The following is a 26,315-nucleotide window of genomic DNA, read 5'->3' on the forward strand; positions in this document are numbered from 1 at the left end:
AAGATTTATATGATGGATTTGAAAAATCCTTATTCTTTCAAAGTTAGAAAAAAAACCGCGCAATAAAAAAGTATTTGCCATGAAGCCTTGAACAGATAAGGTTTTTTCAGGTTTTTTTGGTTTTAAATTATCTCTTACGACTTTATGAGGTTATATTTCCCGTATTTTTGTATTTATAAAATTCAGTAAAAAATGAGCATAAAAATTCTTCATATCGACAGCAATAATCCAATTCTTTGGAATCAATTGGAAGAAGCTGGTTTCGAAAATCACGCCGATTTTAAATCTTCAAAAGAAGAAATCGAAACTAAAATTCATGATTACAATGGCGTAGTAATTAGAAGCCGTTTCAAGATTGACAAGACATTTTTAGATGCTGCAACAAAGTTGCAATTTATTGCGAGAGTTGGCGCAGGTCTAGAAAGTATTGATTGTGAGTATGCTTCTGCAAAAGGAATTCATCTTATTGCCGCTCCAGAAGGAAATCGCAACGCTGTTGCAGAACATTCGCTTGGCGTGATTTTATCTTTATTCAATAATTTAAATCAAGCTGATGCTGAAGTGAAAGCTGGACATTGGAATAGAGAGAGCAATCGTGGCCACGAGTTGGATTTGAAAACAGTGGGAATTATCGGTTACGGAAACATGGGTAAGGCTTTTGCTAAAAAACTGAGAGGTTTTGATACAGAAGTTCTTTGTTATGATATTTTGGATAATGTTGGAGACGAAAATGCCAAACAAGTTTCTCTAGAAGAATTACGCGAAAAAACAGATGTTTTAAGTTTGCACCTTCCTTGGACACCAGAAACAAATAAAATGGTTGATAGTGGCTTTATAAATGCGTTTAAAAAGCCTTTTTGGATTATAAATACTTCACGTGGTAAAAACATTGTTACAGCAGATTTGGTTGAGGCTATGAAATCGAAAAAGATTTTGGGTGCAGGTTTAGATGTTTTAGAGTACGAAAAGTTGTCGTTTGAAACCCTTTTTCAAGATAACAGCACGCCAGAAGCACTTCAGTATCTTATGCAGGCAAAAAATGTGTTATTAACGCCTCATATTGCGGGTTGGACATTTGAAAGTCATGAACGATTGGCTCAGGTTATTGTAGATAAAATTAAAGCGGTTTACAACAAATAATAGCCTACAGCCTTTAGAATTTAATAACGAGTTTTTTCCTGTAAATTTTATTTGGCAAGATTAGTTTTATTTGCTAATTTTTAATAATATTGTTTCCGAATTTCAAAAGAATCAATCTAAATAAGTTCTTTTAGGGGTTTGGAGAAGCCGAAAATCCAAAGAGTAGGAATTAACGAATTTTATAAGGAAAAAGATGGAATTACAACAAACATCGAATAATTTTGAAGAACCAATCCCGGTATTTAAAGTAGACCCAATTATGGTGTTGCTTTTTGGATTTTTAACATGCGGATTGTATTTGATTTATTGGAATATTAAAGTAGCCGAAGTTTTTAATGCTGTAGCAAAAAAAGAAGTTATCTCGCAACCAATTGCAATTTTTGCAGGTTGTTGTATGCCAGTTAATATTTATTTCTATTACTTAGCAGGTAAAGAAGCATTACCAAAAGTATATGAGAAAACTGGTGAACTTCAAAAAGATCAATCTACTTTACTAATTGTTTTAGGATTCTTTTTTCCTATTGCTACTGCAATGATCGTTCAAGGTGATATCAACAGATTATATAACTAATACGCAAACAAGACGTAAAATTTACGGAATTATCGGTGCATTAATTACACTGATAGTTCCGTTTTTTTTAATGCTTGATAATCATAATGACCATTTAGAAACAGACCAGTCTTTTTGCCCTTTTAAAATGCTGACAGGGTTTCCTTGTCCAGGATGCGGGATCACAAAATCTTTGGTTTATTTTTATCAAGGAGATTTATACAAATCAATCAGCTATCATGTTTTAGGTCCTTTTGTCATTGCATTTTGTATTGTGACTGTTTTAGTGCTTACATTAGAGCTTATTACCAAAAAAGAATACTTCACAGGGCTTTTGTATAATAGAAGGCTGGCATACGGACTAGCTATTTTTTTAGGCGTTTATCATTTTATAAGACTAATTTTCTTTGTAAAAAATAATTCTTTTGATGATATTCTGCATCAATCAATTTGGTTTTAATAATGTATAAACTGGTTTTATTCACGAATCAGTTTTTTTGTTCGAGTACTATTTTAAGAAATAATAAAAATTAAGATTATGGAAAATACAAAAAGAGAAGATTGGAATAATCCACGTTATCAAGAAGAAAATAAAAAAGTAGTGGCTGGAATTCTAGCTATTTTGCTAGGATATTTAGGTATCCATAAATTTTATTTAGGTTATACAAGAGAAGGAATAATTCAGCTGATTTTAGGGTTAATGTTCGGAATTGGCGGCATAATCGGAATTATAGAAGGTATTATATATCTAACCAAGAGTGATGAGGAATTTTATCAAACTTATCAAATTGGTCAGCGAGGCTGGTTTTAAAAGAAGCACGAATATATTAACGAAGATCCCATTCAGAAATGAATGGGATTTTTTTGTTTTAATATGTCTTTTTTTAATACAATTTTGGCTTTTATGTACTGAAAATTAAATCAATAGTAGGTAATCTTGCTCCTTATTGAAAAAATAATGGAGGAGCCGAAAATCCAAAAGAGTAGGGGAAAATTAATAGATTTTATTATGTTAGAAATGTACAAAAAGGTGGTTTTTGAAAACTACGCAAATTTTAATGGAAGAGCAAGAAGACAAGAATATTGGATGTTCTTTTTAGTAAACTTAATCATCAGTTTTGTTCTTGGTTTTATTGCTGGATTAATTTCGCCAAGTTTAGTGATTATTGCGAATATTTATAGCTTAGCAGTTTTAGTGCCTGGAATTGCTGTTGCGGTTAGAAGAATGCACGATGTTGGTAAAGAATGGTGGTATATCCTCATTCCATTTTATAACTTATATTTATGTTGTATAGAAGGTGAAAAAGGATCAAACCAATATGGTGCAGATCCTAAGAATCAATTAGAAGATATTAGTGAAATTGGAAAAGAGTAAGGTTTTCTAATTTTAATGATACAAGAAAAGCCGTTTCAGTTGAAACGGCTTTTCTTTTTTATTAATCTTCTTTCTCAGATAGTTTCTTTTCCAATTCAATCTGAAACTCTTCAATTACAGGTTTCATGGTGCTTTCAGGAATATCTGCAATTCTAATGTACATTAAACCATCAATTGCATTATTAAATAACGGGTCAACATTAAAAGCAACTACTCTTGCGTTTTGTTTGATATATTTTTTAATTAAAACAGGCAAACGTAAATTTCCTGGTTCCAATTCGTCAATAATTTTGTCAAACTTATTTAAATCAGATTCTGCTTCGTCAAAAATAAAATCTTTATCAGCATCTTTTAGTTTGACTTTATATGCTTTTTTAGGGTGGATATATTGTGCGATATACGGATCGTAATAATTTGATTTCATAAACTCAATCATTAATGATTTAGAGAAATCTGAAAATTGATTACTGATACTTACACCTCCAACCAAATATTTGTGTTCTGGATGACGCAAAGTGGTGTGAATAATACCTTTCCATAATAAGAACAAAGGCATTGGTTTTTGCTGATATTCTTTTACGATAAATGCACGTCCCATTTCGATCGATTTGTGCATCATATCATGAAGTTCTGGTTCAAATCTGAAAAGATCAGTCAAGTAAAAACCTTCAATTCCGTATTTTGGATAGATTTCAGAACCTAATCCCATACGGTATGCTCCAGCAATTTTTTTGGTTTCATCATCCCATAAAAACATATGGTGATAATATTGATCGTATTCATCTATATCAATAGATTCATTTGTTCCTTCTCCAACTTCACGAAAAGTAATTTCGCGTAAACGGCCTATTTCGTGTAAAATGTTCGGAATTTCTTTTGCGCTTGCAAAGAAAACCTCATAGTTTTTACTTTGTAAAAACCTGCTGTCACTATCTCTTAATGCTTGAACTTCGTCAATAAGTTTTGACTCGTTTGCAGGAGTAACGATTTTTTTAGGCGCTTTTGGTATTTTTAAACTTGCTGTGTCAATCAGTTTCGTGTCTTTTTCAAAAGGATTGGCAAGCATGTAGGTTTTCTTTCTCAAGAATTCTGAATATTCTTCGAAAGATTCGATTTCGTTTTGCTCGCTTACAGAAATTGGCTTTCCAATACGAACTTTAATTACACGATCTTTCTGAGTTAATAGCTCAGAAGGTAATTTTGCTGTACGCAAAGTGTCATCAATTTTAGAAAGCCAGTAGAATAATTTACTGTTTTTAGCATGAAAGTAAATTGGAACAACAGGAACTTTTGCTTTTCTGATTAATTTCAGCGCGCCTTCTTCCCAAGGTTTGTCAACTACTAATTTGCCATCTTTATAAGTCGAAACTTCACCAGCGGGAAAAATCCCCAAAGGCTTTCCGTCGCTTAAATGGCGTAATGTTTCTTTAATACCAATTACGCTCGATTTTGCATCCTTATGATTTTCAAAAGGATTAACTGGCATAATGTATTTTTTCATTGGAACAATTCTGTGTAACAGAAAATTGGCAATGATTTTGAAATTTGGCTCTCTTTCAAGCATTAATTTCAAAAGCAAAATTCCATCAATTCCACCAAGCGGATGATTTGAAATGGTAATATACGCACCATCTTTTGGCAAACGCTTTAAATCTTCTTCAGGGATTTCGAACTTAATTTCCATTTCGTCCAAAATTCCATTCAAAAAAGTCAAGGTCTGTCAAATGTTTATTACGATCGTAAATTTTATTAAGGGTCGAGATCTTAAGAACCTTCATAAGAATCCAGCCAGAAAAAGTACCGAGAACCCCGTACTTTTCAACATTTATTGCCTTTGCAACTTCTTTCGCGGTAACTAAACCCATGTACTACTTTTAAATTATTAGAACAGCGAACAAAGATAACAAAAAAGTCTACTTTTCATTGTTTCCAAGATAAACTTTGCACTTTTTTATTACATTTGAAATCCTAAAAAAATCACTGATGAAAATTATTTCTTATAATGTAAACGGAATTAGAGCGACAATAAACAAAGGGTTTATCGAGTGGTCGCAACAAGCAAATCCTGATGTTATCTGTCTTCAGGAAATAAAAGCTACACAAGATCAAATTCCTGTAGACGATATTACTGCCGCGGGTTATCCGTTTCAATATTACTATCCTGCAACCAAAAAAGGATACAGCGGAGTAGCTATTCTTTCGAAAACAAAGCCAAATAATATTGTTTACGGAACAGGAATTCATCATATGGATTTTGAAGGAAGAAATCTTCGTGCAGATTTTGACGATGTTTCTGTAATGAGTTTGTATCTTCCGTCTGGGACAAATATTGAAAGATTGGACCATAAATTTATGTTTATGGATGATTTTCAAAATTATATCAATGAATTGAAACTTACGATTCCGAATCTGATTATATGCGGAGATTATAATATCTGTCACGAAGCAATAGATATTCATGATCCGGTTCGTAACAAAACGGTTTCTGGATTTCTTCCGGCAGAACGCGCTTGGTTAGATACTTTTATGAAATCTGGTTTTATCGACAGTTTCCGTCATTTTAACAAAGAACCACATCATTATTCATGGTGGAGTTACCGTGCAGGAGCGAGAGGAAATAATAAAGGCTGGCGTATCGATTATAATTTAGTTAGCAATGTTTTAGAAAACAGGCTAAAAAGAGCTGTTATACTACCAGACGCTATGCATTCAGATCATTGTCCGATTTTAGTCGAAATTGACTAATTTTTGGTATTGTTCTTGTTGAGAATATCTCGGTTTAAAATCAATGCTTAGAATTTGCAAAATTTCTAGGATTGGTTTTTTACGAAGTTTAAAAGATTAAACGCCTAAATAAAATCAATTAAAGATGATTAAAAAAGCCTCCATCGGATTACTAGCATTAGCTTTGTCCACAACGTCATGTGTTTCTAAGAAAATTTACAATGATTTAGAAACCAAATACTCAGATTTGAAGAAAGAAAGTCGTTCTATTGCTGATGAAAATGAAAATTTAAAGAAAGCAAAGAATCAGTTAGAAGTCGATCGCGATAAACTGACTAAAGATTTAGCAAGTGCTAATGATGATTTGGCAAAACAAAAAGCAGATTTAGCGGCGGCTCAAAATAAATATAAAGTTTTACAAGATTCGTATAATGCGTTAGAGAAAAACAGCAACGATGCATTAGAGAAAAACTTGGCTAAAAACCGCGAATTGTTAGCACAATTAGAAGCAAAAGGTAAAGCTCTTGCAGAAGAACAAGCCCGTTTAGACAAAACGGCAAATCGTCTAAAAGAATTAGAAGATATGATTGTCGCGAAAGAAGAAGCAATGCGTAAACTGAAAGAAACTTTATCTAAAGCATTAACTGGTTTTGAAGGTAAAGGTTTGACTGTAGAACATAAAAACGGAAAAGTATATGTTTCTATGGAAAACAAATTGCTTTTCAATTCTGGAAGCTGGGCTGTTGGTGCAGAAGGTAGAAGAGCAGTTGTAGAACTTGGAAAAGTTTTAGGTGACAATCCAGATCTTTCTGTTCTTATCGAAGGACATACAGACGACGATCCGTACGCAGGTTCAGGACCAATTGCAAACAACTGGGATTTATCTACAAAAAGAGCAACTGCAATTGTTGCTATTTTAAGCGAAAACCCAAAAATCAATAAACAAAAACTAACAGCAGCAGGAAGAAGTGAATTTTCTCCTCTGGCAAGCAATGCGACTCCGGAAGGAAAAGCTAAAAACCGAAGAATCGAAATCATCTTGACTCCAAGATTAGATGAGATTGCGGAGATGTTGAATAGCATTAACTAAAGTTGCTAAGGTTCTAAGATACTAAGTTTCTAAGATTTAAAAAAAAGGGTTCAAAGTTTTACTTTGTGCCCTTTTTTATTTAGAAAAAAACTTAGAATCTCAGAACCTTAGTACCTTAGCCTCTTAAAAAAGAATCTTATTCTTTTTTTAACTCTTGTCTCCTTTCGCATTGCACAATCACTTCGTAACTTTGAGGCTTTATAACTCAAAATAAGAAAACTTAGAATCTTAGCCACTTAGAACCTTAGAATCTCAAAAGAATGAAATACACTACATTACCTAACACCGATATAAAAGTTAGTAAAATCTGTCTTGGAACAATGACTTTTGGACAGCAGAATACAGAAGAAGAAGGACATGAACAAATGGATTATGCTCTTGAAAGAGGCGTAAATTTCTTCGATACAGCCGAAATGTATTCGGTTCCTGCGAGTGAAGCGACTTACGGAAGCACAGAAAAAATTATTGGAACTTGGTTTAAGAAATCGGGAAATAGAGATAAAGTTGTTTTAGCGTCTAAAATTGCGGGTCCGAATCCGAATTTTGGATATATGCGTGAGAAACTGGATTTTTCTCCAGCAAGTATTAAATACGCGGTTGAAAATAGTTTAAAAAGACTGCAAACAGATTATATCGATTTGTATCAAATGCATTGGCCAGAAAGAAAAACGAATAATTTTGGACAGCGTGCTTTTCACGGGCACGATGATGTTTGGCAAGATAACTTTAGAGAAATCTTAGAAACTTTCGATGGATTAATTAAAGAAGGTAAAATCAAACACATTGGAGTTTCTAATGAAAACGCTTGGGGAATGATGCGCCTTTTGGAAGAAAGCAAATACAACAATCTTCCAAGAATCAAAACTGTTCAAAATCCGTATTCTTTATTGAATCGTTTGTTTGAAGTGAATTCTGCAGAAGTTTCAAAATATGAAAATGTTGGTTTGCTTGGATATTCGCCTTTAGCATTCGGCGTCTTGACTGGAAAATTCTTAACTGGAGAAAGTCATCCAAAAGCGAGAATTAATCTTTTTCCGCAATACAAACGTTACAATAGCGACCAATGTACCGAAGCAACAAAATTGTATCTGGAAATCGCTAAAAAACATGGTTTAACGCTAACGCAATTGGCAATGGGATTCGTTTTGCAACAACCATTCTTAACAAGTGCTATTATTGGAGCTACGACATTAGAACAATTAAAAGAAAACATCGATACAATTGATGTCACGCTTTCTAAACAAATCTTAGCAGAAATTGACGCGGTTCAGGCTATATTTCCTGATCCAGCACCGTAATTAGCAAATTAAATAAATATAAAATCCCGATAGCTGAGAAACTATCGGGATTTATTTTTTAGGAGATATTATAAATTTAAAACCTGATCTTTAGGATATTTTACACGATAACTTATTCTGATCTTCTTGGTTTCATTTGGTTTCAGCTGTAATTGCCAAGTTAAGATTCCTGTTTCAGAATTTACTTTTGCGCTGTCACTTTGTAATAATTCTACCTCGATTTCCTTATTGGTTGTCAACGGATATTGATCTTTTAATAAAAGTTCAACCAATTCTTTTTTATTATTTCGAACGGTAATGTCGTAGGTAAAAGTTTGTTCTTTTCTAGAAGACAAAAACTTCGTTCCCGATTTGTCTGCTACTTTTTCACGTTTTATAGAAACTTTTTTGTCGCGCCCCATACTTAAATTCAAAGTATCACTGGTTTGACTTGGTTCTATAAATGTTTTTCCAACATACATCCCTTCAAAAATGATATTCGCTTCGCCTTGCAATAAATTGTATTTGCTGTAATCTGCAATTTCGGCAAGTAGGAAAGCCTCGTTTTCTACTTTTGGAGCAGCGTAATATTTATATGTTGCTGGAAGTTTAATTTCTTTTAGAGAAACACTATGTACTTTTCCATTAGAAAGAATATCGTACGGAATATCAATATCAAAAGCTATATTAAGTTGGTTTTCTGCAACAGTTGTAAAATCAGAAACCGAAGATTTTTTCATCTTTGGCAATGAAGATACTACGACGTCTTCAATTGCTTTATCTTTCACTTCTCCGTAAGCACTACTTTGCAATTGGTTGGCAACAGCTCTTTGATTGTAACCATAATTGGCATTGTTTCTTAAAAACCAAGAACTTAATATTGGAGCTTGATTGTTTTGGTTTGGATAACCGCTGGATAATGTCAGTTTTACTTTTTTCCAGTCGATGCCACTATTCTGAACAACCTGTGCTTTATAAACCATATTGATTGGTGCATTTACACTTTCGGTACGCAAATCATAAAATGGTGTCCAAGATGCGCTTTGTGTTAAATACGAAATCTCTAACGGAACAATTCCTGCTGCAGTGTTCATTACCTGAACAATTAATTTGCCTGATGAAGTTCGTTCTTCTTTGTTTGTATCAAACTCAAGTTTATTGTTCAGTTTCTGAAGTGTCTCGTCAAGTTTTTTCTGTTTATCGGTTAAGGTATTGATATTATTGGCAATTTCGATTTGTTTGTTTTTATAATAATCTACCATTTTCATTAATTCAGCAACGTTCAATCCAGAATTTACTCCCGAAATCTGTTGGTTTCGATCGAGTAACTGCATGGTTTTGTTTTCTGAATTAATCGTATTGACTACTTTTTGAAGTTCTTTTTGAACCAAAACAATACTATCATTAACTCTTTTGATTAAAGGCGATTTAGAATCTGTTTCATATTCTGAAATATAATTATTGGTAAACTGAACAGACAATACCGTTACATTTGCTGGAGCGCCAATTTGCACTGAATTTTCATTTAAATACGAAGCCACATTTTTAATGACAATTTCACTTGTTCCTGCAGGCAAAGTGGTACTTGCAGTCTGAGAAATTTCGGCAGACATTAAAATATACAGTTGCGGCTTTTACTTTTGCTGTTGTAAAAATTGGCTTTTGTGCATTCGCGAAAGCGCTGATCAATAATATGATGAATAGAATTACTTTTTTATTCATGAGGTCAAATTTAAATTAATGGGAAATATATGATTATTACTGTTAAATAAAAATAGATTTAATAGTACATCACTAGAATTATTTTCTTTTTAGAATTGTCAATTAGTTTTTCGAGAACTCCGAAGAATTTTTCGTTTACCATTGGACATCCCAAACTATTGCAAATTGGGTAAGGCTGTTCATCAAAAGGAATTTCTGAGTATTTATGAAGCACTATATTTCGATCAAAAGCGTTATTGTTGGTTTTGTCTAAACCATACAATTTATAGGCTTTTCCAAATGTTCCAACATACGAACCGCCAATGGCGTATTTGCCTAACGAACTGCAATTTGAATTTTTAACATTGCTGAATTTTAGTTCCCCAGGAATTCCTGTTTCAGAACCAGAACCGTGTCCAACCAAACCTTTATCCAGTAATTTGTTGTTTTTTAAATCATAAATAAAAAACCGATTTCTTCCAGATTCTATCTTCATATCTAAAAATAATGCCACATCTGAATTGTATTTTGGAGATTTCCCAAGAAGCTCCTTACTTCAGTTATTTCATTTTTTAGTTTCTTTTCATAAGAATAGATCGGTTTTTTAGTTCTTGTGTCTTTTGTTTTCTCTTTTTTATTTTCACAACTCAAACAAATCAACGGAATCACTGTAAACAGCAGAAAGAAGATTTTCTTTTTCATTTGGATTTTTATTTCTCAACCGTATAGCCTTTTACTTTAGCGAAAGCTAGAATAGAAGAGTTAATTGTATTTCCAAGATCATCCTGAGATTTAGTTTTTTTAGCTTCAGTATCAATATATTGCTGACGCTTTTTAGCTAAAACACTAATTTCTTTCTGAATTGTTTCTCTTTCTTTTGTTTTTTCGGTCACTATTTTTTGCAATTCTGCAGTGCTTTTGTTTTGCAGTTCGATCGGTAATTCTTCTTTTTTGATTTTCGAAATTGCTCCGGCATCATCTTTTACTTTATCTACCAAATCCCAAGTATCATTTTTATAAACGGCTTTTGATTTGCTTACGGCACGATCGGTATAATTGGAAGCCGAAACTTTTTTAGCATTCTGATCCTGCATTATCTGGTTTCTTTTTTTATCGGCACCTTTCGCTCCGTAATTGATATAGGTTTTATTGATTTTTTCATCACATTTAGCGATTTCATCGTCATATGGTGTTGCAATATATTGAACCGCTTTGTCTGAATCGATATTGAAATATTTTCCTTTTCCGCGATCTGCGCCGTCTTTCCAAAATGAATTAATGCCTTCTGTTTTGTCTCCACAGAAAATAGTATTCACATAAATATTATTTTTTAAAGCATCGCTAATTGTTTCTTTATAACTTATTCTTCCTTGATCAAAACCTTCATTTCCTGCAATGTAAATCAGTTTCATGCTGTTTTTGTCAGAAGCCCATTTTAATCCCTTAGTTGCATCTTGAATTACAGCGCCGCAATATTCACTTCCGCCATTAGTTCTTAAAGCAAATAATTTCTCCGAAATCAAATCGAGATCTGTCGATAAAGGTGTTACTTGTCTGATGTAATTCGATCTTTCAGATAAACCATCGTTTCCATATTCGTATAAAGAGATTTCGATGTCTGGAGTTTTTCCTTCGTATTTTAAAGTCGTCAAAGTGTTTACAATGTTCCATAATCTTGATTTCGCCTGATCGATTAATCCGTCCATACTGTTAGAAGTGTCCAATAAAAGAGCGACTTGAATTTTGGTCGTTTCAGCCGAATCTGGCTTTTCGATCTCTGTGTTTTTTACTGGTTTTGCATTAGACGAATTACAGCTTGCAAAAAATATTGCTGAAGCCAAAAGCGCTGTTATAAAAAGATTTGATTTCATGATTTTAGTTTTTAATTGAATGATTATAGATCAAACTTAAAAACTAAAAAAGCTCACTTTTTGGACAAATGGTGAAACAGTCTTTTGACTTGGTGAAACTTTCCAGATTAATGTATTTGTTTTGGAGTATTGATATTCAGGTTTTTTAAATCGCCATTTGGAGTAATCAGAATAAATTCTTTGTCTGTTTTGGCAACTTGCTTCTTTTCTTTTTCTCTGTTAATAAAAATCTTTACTTCATATTGTACTTGAATAACAGGTTCCAGAACCGAAGAATTAATGATGAAATCGAATTCTTTACCAAAAATAGGCTGGTAATAAAGCGTAGTCGATTTATTGGCTTGATTAACATCTGCCGATTTTTTTAAGTTTAAAGAAGAACTATTATACGCTTCGTACGATTTGTACATTTCTACTGGTAAATTCACAACAAAACCATCGGTAATTCTTTTTTCAACGTTTGTAAATGTCTCTCCAAGAAGAAGTTCATAGTTCTTGATTTTTTCCTGAATCAGCAGTTTGGCTTTGTTCATCATTTCCTTTTTGATGGTTTCTAATGAATTGGAGAAATAATCAACTCGAACCAAATCGTATATTTCATGATTTGATAAAATCGAAATAAAATCGTTCAACTGATTTGGATCGGAAAATTTTATGTGGATGTTTTTCTTTAACTCAAATCCCACAGGAACTTCATTGTACGTTTTACGGCTGAAAATCTTTTTCTCGACTTCATATTCATAAACAGGAACAAAAGAAATCATATCCACAAAAATCTCAACGCCTTTTTTAAGTTTGATTTCGTTAAGCGAACGTTCAATTCTCTGGTCAAGCAAATCATTGACTTCTTTGGTTGTTTTGCCCGTTTGAGTAGTGCTGAAAATTGCCGTATAAGTATCTGCTTTAACATTAGCAAGACCTTTTACAGTTGCTACAATACCTTCGCTAGACGGAAAACCAATATCAATTGTAGTATTTGCGACGATATTGATTCTGATAATTGACATTTCCAGAAACTTGTCCGATAATAAACTGAGAAAAAAGGATAAAAGAGAAGTAAAATAGTTTTTTCATAATGATGGTTTTTAAGATTACGAGGTAAAAGTATTGATCGAAAAAACGTATTTTTGAGAGAATGGGTCAACAAGCCTTTTGACTTGGTGAATGTTATAGGATAGGAATTTGAAATTAAGTTACTTTACACTTTCTAAATAACTTGTTTGTGAAACGTCATGTGTTAATTGTTTTTAGTCTGCTTTTTTTAGCGTTTTTATTTCCTCAAGAAATAACTGCGCAGTCACTTCCTGAAAAAAGCGAAAAAAAGAGTAAAGCCGTAATAAGTAAAACCGCTGAAGAATTATCTAAATCTTTAGATGAAAACGATGAATCGAAAATTGCTCAAAACTATGAAAAGCTGGCTAATGATTTTTTAAGCAAAGGCGATAATGCAAAAGCAGAAGAGTATTTTAAAAGAGCTTTAAATTCTTATACCAAATTAAAACTAACCGAAGATAAAACGCGTGTCACCAGAAGTTTGGCCAAAGTTCAGGAAAACCAAAAAAACTTCGATTCTGCGATTAAGAACTATGAAGCGGCAGGTTCTCTAACCAAAGATGCATCTGAAGAAAAAATAAACCAAAATGATGCTAACCGACTCAGAAATCAATCTAATCCTGCAAGTCAGACCAATTATGTTGATTCGAATATTGAATTGCTGAAAAAAGACAAAAAAGTCGCTGAAGTAAGTGAAGCATATGTACAGAAAGCACAGAATTCTTTGCAGTTAAATGACAAAGCAGTTGCAATTGAAAGTTATAAAAAAGCTTTAAAATACGCTAAAGACAAACCAGAAGAAGTTAAAATTAAAAACGAAATCGCAAAAGTTTACGTTGCTGATAATCAGTTTGACAAAGCACTTGCCATTAACGAAAAATTGCTTGCTGATGCTAAAACCAACAACGATTTTACCACAGAAATAAAACAATTGCAATCGCTGGCTTCACTTTATTTTGAAAAGAAAGAACCAGAAAAAGCCATTTCTTCTTTAAAAGAAGCCTATAATTTATCTTTTCAAAAAGGAAATTCATCTGAAGCCAGAAAGAGTTTGTCTTCTTTAATTAAATATTATAAAACAAAAGGCGAAGACAAGGAAAGCATGGCTTTGTACGAACAGTTTTTTGATAATTTCGAGCAGTTAATAAAATCCGATACTACTTTAATTGATGCTAAAACTTTTCAGGTTACAGAAGATAAAATTCGTCAGCTTGAAAAAGAAAAGGTTTTAAAAGACGAATTGATTTCGAAGAAAAACTCTTTCAATTATTTCCTATTAGGTTCAATTGGTTTGTTGTTGCTTTTGTTTTTCTTCATTGTAAAAGCATTGTATTCTATCAGAATCAAAAACAAAGAAATCGCTTTACAGTCATTGCGCCGTGAAATGAATCCGCATTTTATTTTTAATAGTTTGAATAGTGTCAATCAGTTTATTGCCGAAAACAAAGAATTGGAAGCCAATAAATACTTGACTTCTTATTCAAATTTGATGCGAAATATGATGGAAAATTCTAATAAAGATTTTATTTCGTTGGACAAAGAAGTAGAGCAATTAAAGAAATATCTCGATTTAGAACACCTGCGTTTTCAGGATAAATTTGACTTTGAAATTGTGGTTGATGAATCTCTAGATACCGAAAGAGTTTTTGTTCCGAATATGATTATGCAACCGCATTTAGAAAATGCCATTTGGCACGGATTGCGTTATTTGGACAAGAAAGGTTTTTTGTCGCTTCGATTTGAGTATAAAAACGGAAAAATTAATGTGATTATTGACGACAACGGAATTGGTTTAACCAAAAGCCGTGAACTCAAAACGACCAACCAGAAAATTTACGAATCTCGAGGTTTAAATAATACTAAAGAAAGAATTGACCTTTTGAACGAATTATACAAAAAGGATATTTCGTTTACTATTTCAGAAAAAGAAGAACCAAAATCAGGCACGATCGTTCAAATTGTTTTTCCATTAATTGATAAAATATGATGACTTTGCAGAAAATAAAAAGCGTAATTGTCGAAGATGAATTGGCAGCGCGCGAAGTGCTTAAAAATTATTTGAGCAAATATTGTCCGCAAGTTGAGGTTGTTGGCGAAGCGCAGAATATAAAAGAAGCCGTTCCGTTGTTGCATGAAATTAAACCGCAATTGGTTTTTTTAGATGTAGAAATGCCTTTCGGAAATGCTTTTGATGTTTTAGAAGCCTGCAAAGAGCTACAATTTGAAACCATTTTTGTAACCGCTTTTTCTGAATATTCGCTTCGTGCTTTAAATCAAAGTGCGACTTATTATCTTTTAAAACCAATTAGCATTGAAGAACTGATTATTGCGGTAAACAAAGTGCATCATCAGATTTTGAATCATGAAATCTTCAATCGAAATAAAATTATTGTTGAGAATTTCCACGAACAAAAACCAGAAAAACAACAAGTCATTCTTCCAACGCTTGAAGGTTTTGAAGTCGTAAAAATGGAAGATATCGTGCGTCTTCGCGGAAACGGAAATTTTACTGATTTGTATTTAAACAATGGAGCAAAAAAAATGGTCTGCCGATTTCTGAAGCATTTTTCAGAGATTTTGCCTTTGCCTTTTATTCGTGTTCATAAATCGCATATTATCAATCTCAATTGCGTGAAATCGTATAATAAAGGCGGAATTGTAACATTGAACGACGGAACTGAAATTGAAGTTTCGCCAACTTATAAAGAAGAGTTTTTAAAGAACTTTAAATAGTTGTTTTTTAACCGCAAAGTCCGCAAGGATTTACGCAAGGCTCGCAAAAGGAATTGTTTTCTAAAACTTTGCGTTCTCTGCGTAAATCCTTGCGGACTTTGCGGTTAAGTATTATTTACAAATCAAATTCATCATCGACAGCCAAAGAATCTGTTTTGATTGCTGTCGAATCTGGAACTTTAATTTTTATTAAAGAACGTGCATTTCCAGAAATATAAACAGGCAATAGACCAATTGTGTCTTCTGGAACTAAAAGCCCTCTTCTAAACATCAAATTCTTCAGGAAATTTTGGTTTTTAATAGCATAATCCTTCAGATTACCTTGGTCATTAAACTGATACATGAATTTTCTAGGTTTCGGAATAATCGTTGCTAAATACAAACATTCATCAACATTTAAAGCCGAAGGACTTTTTTGGAAATAGAAATGACTCGCTTCGCCAATTCCGTACACATTTGGTCCCCATTCGATAATATTGAAATAAACCTCTAGCATTCTTTCCTTACTAACAATTCGGTTGTTTTCTAAAATGTAAACTAGCAGAATTTCTTCAAGCTTTCGCGAAAGCGTTTTTTCACGAGTTAAAAAGACATTCTTAATTAACTGCATGCTGATTGTGCTGGCACCGCGAGAGAATTTCTTAGTTCGAATGTTCTTAAGAATTGATTGTTTGAAAGCTTCATTTATAAATCCGCGGTGCGAGAAGAAAGAAGGGTCTTCGGTCGTTAAAACACATTTTCTTAAATATGGAGAAATTTGGTCTAGCGGAGTATAATTAGGATTGGCATTTCCAACTAAAACTGGTCTTTGCAATACATTTTGAATAATCGCTCGATATACAAATTCGCCATTTAATTTATTTAAATCTGCTTCGCCATATTTAGTAATTCGCAAATCTTCTTTGTTTAATTTGCTGTCAAAAACAAGCGTATTTGGTTTGTTTTTATTGAATTTGAAATCCAGTTTATAATCGAAGTTTCCAGTGGCCTGCATGCCTTGAAAATGCGTGAACAAACCATCTGGAAGCGAAACGATAAAATCTTGCGCTTTCATTTTCGGAATATCGACTTTCAAAGTATAAATTGTGTCTTTTTCTGTATCGTAAGAAATGTACGGACGGACTTTAATTTTATTCAACTGCATAGTCGAAGTACTGTCAATCGAAATAAAACTGTCTCCCAATAAAAAGCGGTAATCAAAACGCGCATTTTTTATAACCACATCTTTGCTGGCAATTTTCGGGTGATTGATTGTAAGATTGGCGATAGAAGTAAAACCGTCAATATGCAGTTCGCCGCCACTTTTGTCAATGTTTTGAACATTTAGACGAATAGAATCAAAACTTGCTTTTAAATTGTAGCGTTGATCTAAATAAGGCACACGAATGGCACCAGTATCTAAGTTGAAAAAGCGAATATCTGCCTTTTTATTTCTCGGATCGGCAAAACCTTTAATATTCCAACGCTGATCAAAATCTTTTGCTTGAACGTGAAGATTGGTTTCTAATTGTTTGTTGTTTAAAACCAGTTTGTCTACATCAATAGAAGTTAGTTTGTCATTGTCGTTGATTTTGAATTTGAAGTTTTTCAAATCCATATCGGTTGGAACCAAATTCAGCACTTTAGAAATGATTCTGTAAGCAAAAGCGGCGTATTTACGTTTTTCGTTTGAGTCTGTTTCTTCACGATCTCTTTTTAGAAAAGCATCAAAATTTCGTTTGTTGCCTTTTTTTACTAGTTGGATATAACCGTTGTCGACTTTTAAAGTTCCAACCTGTACATCTCCAATCAATAAATTGCTTAAACTGATGCTGGTTTCTACGTTTTTTATTTTTACAAGTGTGTCTGCATTTATAGGTGCTAGCACAACATTTGTTAAATGTATGGTTGATAATCCATCAAAAGAAGCAGATTCTACAGAAAAATTACTGTTGTACTGAACAGCCATTTTGTGTGTCACTTTTGCAATTGCTTGATTTAAAAGTGAGTTGCGAAAAAAATAAAGTCCAACGCAAAGTAAAACCAATATTGCGGCAAGTATTTTTAATGCTTTGTATATTTTTTGTTTTGGAAAATTCATAAAGTTGGTTTTCAAAAGAATTTAGAAATTTTTGAAACGTAGTATTTTTTGTTTGTCACGAATTACGCGAATTAATTTTAGATAATGTAAAATGTATAAATTCAGATTTTAAATTTAAAATAAAATTCGTGTTTAATTTGTGTAATTCGTGGCAAAAAGAAAAAATTAACCAAAAAGTATACTTGCGACATCTTCAATTTTTGCAACAAGTTCAATTTTAATTCCAGTATTCTTTAAAGCAATTTTGTTGTATTTAGAAACAAAGATAGTATCGAAGCCTAATTTTTCAGCTTCTTGAATGCGCTGATCCACACGATTTACAGGACGAATTTCGCCAGAAAGTCCGACTTCGCCAGCAAAACAGAAACCTTTTCCAACAGGAATATCTTCATTAGACGATAAAATTGCCGCTACAACCGCTAAATCAATAGCAGGATCGTCAACAGAAATTCCTCCTGTAACATTCAAGAAAACATCTTTTGCACCTAAACGAAATCCGGCTCTTTTTTCTAAAACAGCCAAAATCATGTTTAGTCTTTTTGCATTATAGCCTGTTGTGCTTCTTTGAGGTGTTCCGTAAACAGCTGTACTAACCAAAGATTGTATTTCGATCATTAACGGACGCATGCCTTCAAGAGTTGTGGCAATTGCTGTTCCAGATAATTCTTCGTCTTTATGAGAAATCAGGATCTCAGAAGGATTGCTGACTTCTCGTAATCCGCTACCGAGCATTTCGTAAATTCCAAGTTCTGATGTTGAGCCAAAACGGTTTTTTAGCGAACGTAAAATTCGGTAAATATGGTTTCTATCACCTTCAAACTGCAAAACGGTATCTACCATATGTTCCAAAATTTTTGGACCAGCGATGTTTCCGTCTTTGGTAATATGTCCAATCAAGATTACTGGAATATTACTTTCTTTAGCAAATTTGATTAATTCTGCTGTGGTTTCGCGAATCTGAGAAATACTTCCGGCAGTCGATTCGATATAATCTGTGTGTAAAGTCTGAATAGAGTCAATTATGACTACTTCAGGCTGAATGGTCTCAATTTGTTTGAAGATATTTTGCGTTTTAGTTTCAGTAAGAATATAACAATTGTCGCTGTTTGGCGTAATTCTTTCTGCACGCATTTTTATTTGTTTCTGACTTTCTTCACCAGAAACATATAATGTTTTATAAGGTAATTTAAGAGAAACTTGAAGTAAAAGTGTACTTTTTCCGATGCCGGGTTCACCACCCAAAAGCGTTAAAGATCCAGGAACAAGTCCGCCTCCTAAAACACGATTCAATTCGCTGTCCGTTGTGTCCATTCGAACTTCTTGAGCAGAATCAATCTCGTTAATTTTTAAAGGTTTTGGCGCTTTGCTTGTTGGAGTAGGTTCGCTTTTCCAAGCAACCTTATCCTGTTTCTGAATTATTTCTTCGGCAATCGTATTCCATTCTTTGCATGCGTTGCACTGCCCTTGCCATTTGGCATATTGAGTTCCGCAGTTTTGGCAGAAAAAGGAAGTTTTAACTTTTGACATTATTTACTTTTTTGGCAAGTGTATTCATTTCGTCAATTTTCTCATACATCAAGTCTTTGTTCAAATCGCCAATTGGCTCCATTTGCGAAGCATTTTGGTATTTTCTTGATGCATGTTTAGGATCGCCTTGTTTTTCATACATTAATCCTAACTCATATTCTCCTAACATGGCTTTCGGGTAATTTACATTTCCTATTTCTGCCATTTTTCCTAGTTCGCTGTATGCATTTCTTTTTAAAATAAGACTTTCCACTACTTTAAAATCGCTCATTCGAACTGGAATCTGAACTCCTAAAACTTCAGACATGTCAGCGTATTTTTTTTCTAAATATTCAGCGTAACCTTCTTGAAGAACCGCAATTTTGTCGTTATATTCGGCAGAATTTATAGGTCGATAAGCTTCAAAAATATGGTACAATGCACTTGGTATAGAATGCAATACTTCTGTATAATGTGTTGCGCCTTTAAATACATCATATTTATAATTCACTAACGAATTATTAGCAATTTTAATATTACTGTTTAATTTATCTATTGGCTCTTTAATTTTTTTAATATCGCCTTCTCCAGCAGAAAGGTAATAGAAAATTGGTTTTTTTACTTTGGCAAATTTCTCTGCAATGCGCACTTCCATTTTTGGAGCAAGCTCAGGGCTTAAACAGATGTATGCATTAAAAAGCGGCATTTCTTTATACAAATAAAAATTAGCAAAACTTGCTGTTACATCGTGACCTGCAATAAGCCTAAAAGGTGAGGTGCGATATTTTTTTCAATATATGGCACTAACTCAGCTCCGATGAATTCGAAAAATTTTGCGCCTTTTTCAAACGGAAGACCTTCATTTTGATCAATTGTTGAGTCGTCATAACGCTCTCCATCTTTATTTTGATGAATTCCGATGATAATCATTTCTGGAATGTCATCCCAATAAGTTCCGTAACTAACGGCTCCTGAAAAGGGATCAAATAAATAATCTCCATCCAATAAATATAGAACCGGATATTTTTTGTCTTTATTGGTTTCGTAAGAAGCAGGAAGTCCAATTGTAATTCTGCGTTCTTCTCCGAGTTTCTCCGATTTAATGTTGTCGAACGTTTTTTGGGCAAACGATGAAAACGAAATTAATAAAAATAGTAGGTAAACTTTTTTCATGATTTGTGGCATTTCAGTGAATTAAAAAAGTATTGAAAATAGTGTAGCAATATACTATTTTATTTGCTTCTTTACTAAGTGGGTTAAAAATTGAAGCAGAGTATTTTAGCGCCAAAATCATTTTTCGATTAAGACAAAAGAAGGATTTTTTGTGCAAAATTGGCTTTTGACAAAGTAGGGGAATTCGGTAAGAAAAAGAAAATCTTAGGTTAAAGAATTGTCGTTTTCATTTGGGAAAATGATCCAAGGCTTGAAGGTTTTTGCTTCTTCAAAATCCAGTGTAGCATAAGAAATAATAATGATGATATCATCTTTTTGTACTTTTCTAGTCGCAGGACCATTTAAAGTAATTTCTCCTGAATTTTTTTCGCCTTTAATAGCGTAAGTTTCAAAACGCTCGCCATTATTAATGTTAACAATAGATACTTTTTCGCCTTCAATAATGTTTGAAGCCTCTAGTAGAGTTTCATCAATAGTAATACTGCCAATATAATTTAAATCGGCTCCGGTTACTTTAACTCGATGAATTTTTGATTTTATAACTTGAATTTGCATGATGCAAAGTTAGATTAATTTAATGAAATGGTGTCAATCAGTCTTATAGAATTAACAAATACCGCTATAAATGCACGATATTTTTTATCATTCTCTTTCTGATCGATAGATAAAAGTGTAGATTCGTCAGCAATAACAAAATACTCCAGTTCAAATTCCTTGTTGTCTTTGAAAGAATTTTCTACAAATTCGATTGTTTCTTGCGGACTATGATTTTGGAAGATCTCTTTTGCCTCTGTCAAAACTTTGTAAATAATAGAAGCGTCTTTTCTTTCTTGAGAAGTTAGACGTTCGTTTCGCGAACTCATAGCAAGTTCATTTTCTTCTCTAAAAATGGGACAGCCCACAATATTTACTGGCAATCCTGTTTTTTCGACTAATTTTTTAACAATTTGAAGTCGCTGAAAATCTTTTTCGCCAAAATAAGCATTGGTTGGCGTTACGATTTCGAAAAGGCGTTTTACAATTGTTCCGACACCATTAAAATGACCTGGACGGAATTTTCCTTCCATCTGGTTTTCTAATCCATCAAAATCAAAAGTCTGCGAAACGGTATTTCCTTCATAAATATCATCAACCGAAGGAGCGTATAAAATAATTTTATCGCTTAATGTACGCATTTTCTTAACATCTTCTTCTAGTGTCCTAGGATATTTTGCTAAATCTTCGGAATTATTAAATTGAGTTGGATTGACAAAAATACTTACTACGGTGTCGTTGTTTTCTTTCAGCGAACGTTGCATTAAAGCCAAATGTCCTTGGTGTAAAGCGCCCATTGTAGGTACAAATCCGATAGTTGAATTTGCGGTTTTGATAGTTTTAAGATAGGCTATCAACGCTGCTTTACTGTAGAAAATATGCATTGAGGTATTATTAAAATTTATGCAAACATAATATATTAGTTATAAACTGCATAAAATTTTGTAATTTTGCGACGTTTTTATTACCAAAATTAAGTAAAATACTATTATGAAAGATAAGAGGATATTATATGTATCATCTGAAGTCGTGCCTTACTTGGCTGAAAATGAGGTTTCTTTAATGTCTTATGACGTTCCGAAAATGATTAATGACCAAGGCGGCCAGATAAGAATTTTCATGCCAAGATATGGGAATATAAATGAGAGAAGACATCAATTGCATGAAGTGATAAGACTTTCAGGGATGAATTTGGTAGTGAATGACTTAGATATGCCATTGATTATTAAAGTAGCATCGATTCCAAAAGAAAGAATTCAGGTTTATTTTATCGATAATGATGAATATTTCAAACGTAAAGCAACTTTTACAGATGAAGAAGGTGCTTTATACCCTGATAATGATGAAAGAGCAATTTTCTTTGCCAAAGGTGTCGTTGAGACCGTAAAAAAATTAAACTGGGTTCCAGATATTATACATGTTCATGGCTGGCTTGCGGCAATGCTTCCTATATATATGAAGCATTATTATAAACATGAAGCATTGTTTTCTGAAACGAAAATTATTACTTCTGTTTACGGGCAATCGTTTGATGAGAACTTAGACTTAGAAATGATAAATAAAGTTAAATTTGATGGTGTTCCTCATGAAGCAGTATCAGATTTAGAAGTGCCAAATTATGAGAACGTTTTAAAAGCTAGTATTTTACATTCTGATGGCGTAATCATTGCGTCAGAAAATGTTTCCCCAAGTTTAACAAAATTTATAGAATCTTCAGGAAAACCTTTTTTACCTTTCGCCACGAAAGATGCATTTGCTGACGCTTATACAAATTTCTACAGAACATTTGGACTTTAAATTTTAATTTTATTATTAGACATGTATAGAACTTCTTTTTTTAAGAAAACTCTTTTAGCTGTAATGGCTGTTTTTTTATATTCTTGTGACAAAGATTTTAATGCGATTGGTGAGGGTTTAGTTGGTGATGATCATTTTGGACTTGAAGCTGTAAAATACGACGTTTTAGCATATAATCAAGAAGTGACTCCTATTCAGTCAAGTAATATAGCTCCAAACAATGCTTTGGGTATTTTTGATAATCCGCTCTTTGGAACTACAACTGCAAATTTTGTTACTCAGCTAGGGCTTGCTACTTATTCTCCAACAATTGGAGAATCTCCTGTAATTGATAGTGTTAGAATACAGATTCCGTATTACAGTCATATTACAGCTACTGATGCTAACGGGAATAATACTTATGAGCTTGATTCTATTTACGGAGATAAAAACGGGAAAATAAAGTTAAGTATTTACGAGTCTGGAATCCAGATGAGAACCAGTTACTTTAGTGGAGGTAGCCAGTTGCCACAATATTATTACACAGATCAAAATACTGAATTTAATAGTAAAAAAATTGGAGCATTATTAAATGATAGTGCTAATAGACTTGAAAACGAGGAATTCTTTTTCAGTGCGAAAGAGTACAAGGATAGTATTACAACTGATGGTAACAAAACGCTTTTAAGGGTAAAGCCTGAAATGCGTTTGCATTTAAAAAAGCAATTTTTTCAAGATAAAATCTTGAAAGCGGTTGCATCAAAACTTTCTACAGAAGATCTTTTTCAGGAATATTTTAGAGGTTTATATTTTAATGTTGAAAAATCTGGGTCTAGTCCAAGCAATATGGCATTGATGAATTTTAGTGAAGGTAAAATTACGATTTACTACAAAGCTAAAACAGCGTCAACTGAAGACACTGATAGTACCATGGAAGACAAAACAATTGTCTTGAATTTGAAAGGAATTAATGCAACGACATCTAGTACAGCTAACTTTCTTCAAGATACTCGAAGTTCGGAATATCAGAACGCTATTACAAGTGCAAATAAAACAGATGGAGACGATAAGCTCTATTTAAAAGGAGGAGAAGGATCTTTGGCAGTTGTAAAACTTTTTAATCCGACCGATGTAATGGGTTATGATGATAACGGGCAGGTTGTAAATAAGCCAAATAATGTTCCAGATGAATTAGATGAAATTAGGCATAATGTTACTACTAAAAACTGGAAAGTTAACGAAGCTAATTTGGTTTTCTACATCGATGCTGATAAAATGAAAGGCACAGAAGAACCAAATAGGGTTTATTTATACGATTTGACAAATAATGCCGTTTTAGTAGATTACTCTACAGATGCTTTATCTACCTATGGAGGATTAATTACTCTTGATTCTGATAAAAGAGGAAAAAGTTATAAAATTAGAATCACAGGACATATTCGTAATCTGATAAAAGATGCAACGGCAAAAAATGTTGATTTAGGTCTGGTTGTTTCTCAAAGTTCAGCAGTACTTGCGTTTAATGCATTGAAGAATAAAAATGAGCTTATATCTGTAGCACCAAGAACATCAGTTATGAGTCCTTTAGGCACAGTCTTATTTGGAGGGAAAAAGGGAGGAGCTCCTGACTCAGATCAGGAAAAGAAAAGATTGAGGCTTGAAGTCTACTACACGAAACCAAATTAATAAATATATATGTGTGGAATTGTTGGATATATCGGTCACCGAGATGCCTATCCTATTGTAATAAAAGGATTAAAGCGTCTTGAGTACAGAGGATATGATAGTGCCGGCGTTATGTTATATGACGACGAATCGGGAATTAAAGTTTGTAAAACCAAAGGAAAAGTTTCTGATCTTGAAGCTAAAGCTAATGAGGGTTTTTCAACAATTGGTAATATTGGAATTGGACATACGCGTTGGGCAACTCACGGGGTTCCAAATGACGTGAATTCTCACCCTCATCTTTCTAATTCTGGAGATTTGGCAATTATCCATAACGGAATTATTGAGAATTATGCTCCTTTGAAAGAAGAGCTTATCAAAAGAGGATATACTTTTAAGTCGGATACAGATACTGAAGTTTTAGTTAATTTAATAGAAGAGGTTCAGAAGAAAGAAAATATTAAATTAGGTAAAGCTGTCCAGGTTGCATTAAACCAAGTTGTAGGTGCGTATGCAATTGCTGTTTTTGATAGAAAAAATCCAAACGAAATTGTAGCGGCTAGATTAGGAAGTCCGTTGGCAATTGGAGTTGGAGAAGGGGAGTATTTTGTTGCTTCTGATGCTTCACCGTTTATCGAGTACACTTCTAATGCTGTTTATTTAGAAGATGGCGAAATGGCGAATATCAGGTTGCATAAGCCAATCAAAATTAGAAAAAATTCAAGATGACTCTTTAGTGGATCCTTACATTCAAGAACTTCAAATGAACTTGGAGCAGATTGAAAAAGGCGGGTATGATCATTTCATGCTTAAAGAAATCTACGAACAGCCAAGCGTAATTAAAGATACTTACAGAGGAAGACTTCATGCTAATGAAGGAATTGTTCAGATGGCCGGTGTAGAGGATAATCTAGAGAAATTTTTAAACGCAAAAAGAATTTTAATTGTTGCTTGCGGAACTTCTTGGCACGCAGGGTTAGTAGCAGAATATATCTTTGAGGAATTTACACGTATTCCTGTTGAAGTAGAATATGCTTCTGAATTTAGATACAGAAACCCAATTATAAATAAAGATGACGTAGTTATAGCGATTTCACAATCTGGGGAAACTGCAGATACTATGGCAGACTATTAAACTGGCTAAAGAAAACGGAGCGTTTGTATTTGGAGTATGTAACGTAGTGGGTTCTTCTATTTCTAGAGAAAGTCATGCTGGTGCTTACACGCACGCAGGACCAGAAATTGGAGTAGCTTCTACAAAAGCGTTTACTACTCAAATCACAGTTCTTACTATGATTGCTTTACGTTTAGGAAAAGCAAAAGGGACATTGTCAAATACAGATTTTCATACTTACCTACAAGAATTAGAAATTATTCCTGAGAAAGTGTCTGAAGCGTTAGAAACTGATGCTAGAGCTAAAGAAATTGTCTGCTGCTTTTAAAGATGCGCCAAACTGTCTTTATTTAGGTAGAGGATACAATTTCCCTGTAGCATTAGAAGGTGCATTGAAATTAAAAGAGATCTCATATATCCATGCAGAAGGTTATCCAGCTGCCGAAATGAAACACGGTCCGATTGCTTTAATTGACGAACATATGCCGGTTATTGTTATTGCTCCTAAACAAGGACATTACGACAAGATTGTGAGTAATATTCAGGAAATTAAATCAAGAAGCGGTAAAATCATTGCGGTAGTTACAAAAGGAGATACTCAAGTACGCGAATTAGCAGATTATGTAATCGAAATTCCAGATACTTCAGATGCATTATCGCCACTGGTTACTACTATTCCTTTACAATTGCTTTCTTACTATATTGCTGTAATGAGAGGTTGTAATGTAGATCAGCCACGTAACTTAGCAAAATCGGTTACGGTAGAATAAGTTTGTTTTTCAAAATATAAATATGTTAAAAAAGCGAGATTTAGGTCTCGCTTTTTTTTATTGCCAATAATTTTTTTACGCATATGTATTTTTATGAAATTTTCAATTTTTTGATAAAATATTATATGTATGCATAGTAAACTGATTTTTCTTTAGGTTTTCTTTGTTTTTATTTTAATAAAA

At 33.2% G+C, this 26,315-nt stretch carries 21 protein-coding genes and 3 pseudogenes; 13 read left to right on the plus strand and 11 right to left on the minus strand.

Annotation, left to right across the window (positions count from 1 at the left end; genetic code table 11):
• Window positions 1–192: 192 nt before the first annotated feature.
• The 5 genes from P5P87_RS17665 to P5P87_RS17685 all read left to right on the plus strand — a co-directional run bounded on the left by P5P87_RS17665 (window position 193) and on the right by P5P87_RS17685 (window position 3,065).
• Window positions 193–1,140: a 2-hydroxyacid dehydrogenase gene (locus P5P87_RS17665; RefSeq protein ID WP_278020114.1), complete on the plus strand. Its 948-nt coding sequence runs from the start codon at window positions 193–195 to the stop codon at window positions 1,138–1,140.
• Between the two features lie 193 nt (window positions 1,141–1,333).
• Window positions 1,334–1,711: a DUF4234 domain-containing protein gene (locus P5P87_RS17670; protein WP_278020115.1), complete on the plus strand. Its 378-nt coding sequence runs from the start codon at window positions 1,334–1,336 to the stop codon at window positions 1,709–1,711.
• Window positions 1,686–2,150, plus strand: coding sequence for a DUF2752 domain-containing protein (locus P5P87_RS17675; protein WP_278020116.1), 465 nt, complete (start codon window positions 1,686–1,688; stop codon window positions 2,148–2,150). The genes P5P87_RS17670 and P5P87_RS17675 overlap by 26 nt, the downstream gene beginning before the upstream one ends.
• 78 nt (window positions 2,151–2,228) lie before the next feature.
• On the plus strand, window positions 2,229–2,501 hold the full coding sequence (locus P5P87_RS17680; protein WP_198855217.1) for a TM2 domain-containing protein: 273 nt from the start codon (window positions 2,229–2,231) through the stop codon (window positions 2,499–2,501).
• A 198-nt stretch (window positions 2,502–2,699) separates the two neighbouring features.
• Entirely contained in the window at window positions 2,700–3,065 is a 366-nt protein-coding gene (locus P5P87_RS17685; protein ID WP_198855218.1) for a DUF805 domain-containing protein, read from the plus strand.
• 61 nt (window positions 3,066–3,126) lie between these two features.
• Here the strand turns inward: P5P87_RS17685 and P5P87_RS17690 are convergent.
• Window positions 3,127–4,930 (minus strand): annotated as a pseudogene (locus P5P87_RS17690) (GNAT family N-acyltransferase).
• Window positions 4,931–5,048: 118 nt separating this feature from the next.
• On the opposite strand from P5P87_RS17690, the gene P5P87_RS17695 reads away from it, so the two are divergent.
• From P5P87_RS17695 to P5P87_RS17705, 3 genes are all read left to right on the plus strand, one after another.
• On the plus strand, window positions 5,049–5,810 hold the full coding sequence (locus P5P87_RS17695) for an exodeoxyribonuclease III (protein ID WP_278020117.1): 762 nt from the start codon (window positions 5,049–5,051) through the stop codon (window positions 5,808–5,810).
• Between the two features lie 124 nt (window positions 5,811–5,934).
• Window positions 5,935–6,879 carry an OmpA/MotB family protein gene (locus P5P87_RS17700; RefSeq protein WP_278020118.1) on the plus strand — a complete coding sequence of 315 codons (945 nt, stop codon included), beginning with the start codon at window positions 5,935–5,937 and terminating at the stop codon, window positions 6,877–6,879.
• 260 nt (window positions 6,880–7,139) lie between these two features.
• Window positions 7,140–8,177, plus strand: coding sequence for an aldo/keto reductase (locus tag P5P87_RS17705; protein ID WP_278020119.1), 1,038 nt, complete (start codon window positions 7,140–7,142; stop codon window positions 8,175–8,177).
• A gap of 68 nt (window positions 8,178–8,245) precedes the next feature.
• On the opposite strand, the pseudogene P5P87_RS17710 reads toward P5P87_RS17705, so the two are convergent.
• The 4 genes and pseudogenes from P5P87_RS17710 to P5P87_RS17725 all read right to left on the minus strand — a co-directional run bounded on the left by P5P87_RS17710 (window position 8,246) and on the right by P5P87_RS17725 (window position 12,735).
• Window positions 8,246–9,878 (minus strand): annotated as a pseudogene (locus P5P87_RS17710) (DUF4139 domain-containing protein).
• Between the two features lie 58 nt (window positions 9,879–9,936).
• Window positions 9,937–10,371: a murein L,D-transpeptidase catalytic domain-containing protein gene (locus P5P87_RS17715; protein ID WP_340696574.1), complete on the minus strand. Its 435-nt coding sequence runs from the start codon at window positions 10,369–10,371 to the stop codon at window positions 9,937–9,939.
• Between the two features lie 196 nt (window positions 10,372–10,567).
• Window positions 10,568–11,728 (minus strand): vWA domain-containing protein, encoded by a 1,161-nt coding sequence (locus P5P87_RS17720; RefSeq protein WP_278020120.1) that lies wholly within the window; start codon window positions 11,726–11,728, stop codon window positions 10,568–10,570.
• 107 nt (window positions 11,729–11,835) lie between these two features.
• On the minus strand, window positions 11,836–12,735 hold the full coding sequence (locus tag P5P87_RS17725; RefSeq protein WP_278020121.1) for an SIMPL domain-containing protein: 900 nt from the start codon (window positions 12,733–12,735) through the stop codon (window positions 11,836–11,838).
• 215 nt (window positions 12,736–12,950) lie between these two features.
• Here P5P87_RS17725 and P5P87_RS17730 point away from each other — a divergent pair, with 215 nt between their 5' ends.
• Complete coding sequence (locus P5P87_RS17730; RefSeq protein WP_278020122.1) at window positions 12,951–14,768, plus strand: tetratricopeptide repeat-containing sensor histidine kinase; 1,818 nt, start codon at window positions 12,951–12,953, stop codon at window positions 14,766–14,768.
• Window positions 14,768–15,514 carry a LytR/AlgR family response regulator transcription factor gene (locus P5P87_RS17735; protein WP_278022810.1) on the plus strand — a complete coding sequence of 249 codons (747 nt, stop codon included), beginning with the start codon at window positions 14,768–14,770 and terminating at the stop codon, window positions 15,512–15,514. Before P5P87_RS17730 ends, P5P87_RS17735 begins: the two co-directional genes overlap by 1 nt.
• A gap of 115 nt (window positions 15,515–15,629) precedes the next feature.
• Here P5P87_RS17735 and P5P87_RS17740 read toward each other — a convergent pair whose 3' ends face one another.
• The 6 genes from P5P87_RS17740 to panC all read right to left on the minus strand — a co-directional run bounded on the left by P5P87_RS17740 (window position 15,630) and on the right by panC (window position 21,691).
• Window positions 15,630–17,594 (minus strand): transglycosylase domain-containing protein, encoded by a 1,965-nt coding sequence (locus tag P5P87_RS17740; RefSeq protein ID WP_278020123.1) that lies wholly within the window; start codon window positions 17,592–17,594, stop codon window positions 15,630–15,632.
• Between the two features lie 165 nt (window positions 17,595–17,759).
• The gene (gene radA, locus P5P87_RS17745) at window positions 17,760–19,121 is read right to left on the minus strand and encodes a DNA repair protein RadA (protein ID WP_198855229.1); all 1,362 of its coding nucleotides are present in this window, start codon (window positions 19,119–19,121) and stop codon (window positions 17,760–17,762) included.
• The gene (locus tag P5P87_RS17750; RefSeq protein ID WP_278020124.1) at window positions 19,108–19,755 is read right to left on the minus strand and encodes a hypothetical protein; all 648 of its coding nucleotides are present in this window, start codon (window positions 19,753–19,755) and stop codon (window positions 19,108–19,110) included. The genes radA and P5P87_RS17750 overlap by 14 nt, the downstream gene beginning before the upstream one ends.
• A gap of 86 nt (window positions 19,756–19,841) precedes the next feature.
• Window positions 19,842–20,273 (minus strand): alpha/beta hydrolase, encoded by a 432-nt coding sequence (locus P5P87_RS17755; RefSeq protein ID WP_278020125.1) that lies wholly within the window; start codon window positions 20,271–20,273, stop codon window positions 19,842–19,844.
• 204 nt (window positions 20,274–20,477) lie between these two features.
• Window positions 20,478–20,828, minus strand: coding sequence for an aspartate 1-decarboxylase (panD, locus tag P5P87_RS17760; protein ID WP_278020126.1), 351 nt, complete (start codon window positions 20,826–20,828; stop codon window positions 20,478–20,480).
• 14 nt (window positions 20,829–20,842) lie between these two features.
• Window positions 20,843–21,691, minus strand: a complete 849-nt coding sequence (gene panC, locus P5P87_RS17765) for a pantoate--beta-alanine ligase (protein ID WP_278020127.1) — start codon at window positions 21,689–21,691, stop codon at window positions 20,843–20,845.
• A gap of 106 nt (window positions 21,692–21,797) precedes the next feature.
• Here panC and P5P87_RS17770 point away from each other — a divergent pair, with 106 nt between their 5' ends.
• The 3 genes and pseudogenes from P5P87_RS17770 (at window position 21,798) to glmS (ending at window position 26,132) form a co-directional block, all read left to right on the plus strand.
• Window positions 21,798–22,604: a glycogen/starch synthase gene (locus P5P87_RS17770; RefSeq protein WP_095930313.1), complete on the plus strand. Its 807-nt coding sequence runs from the start codon at window positions 21,798–21,800 to the stop codon at window positions 22,602–22,604.
• Window positions 22,605–22,667: 63 nt separating this feature from the next.
• Window positions 22,668–24,269: a BamH family beta-barrel-assembly machinery protein gene (gene bamH / locus P5P87_RS17775; protein ID WP_340696575.1), complete on the plus strand. Its 1,602-nt coding sequence runs from the start codon at window positions 22,668–22,670 to the stop codon at window positions 24,267–24,269.
• 9 nt (window positions 24,270–24,278) lie between these two features.
• Window positions 24,279–26,132 (plus strand): annotated as a pseudogene (gene glmS, locus P5P87_RS17780) (glutamine--fructose-6-phosphate transaminase (isomerizing)).
• The last annotated feature ends 183 nt before the right edge of the window (window positions 26,133–26,315 follow it).

The organism is Flavobacterium ginsengisoli (assembly GCF_029625315.1).
GTDB classification, from domain to species: Bacteria; Bacteroidota; Bacteroidia; order Flavobacteriales; family Flavobacteriaceae; genus Flavobacterium; species Flavobacterium ginsengisoli.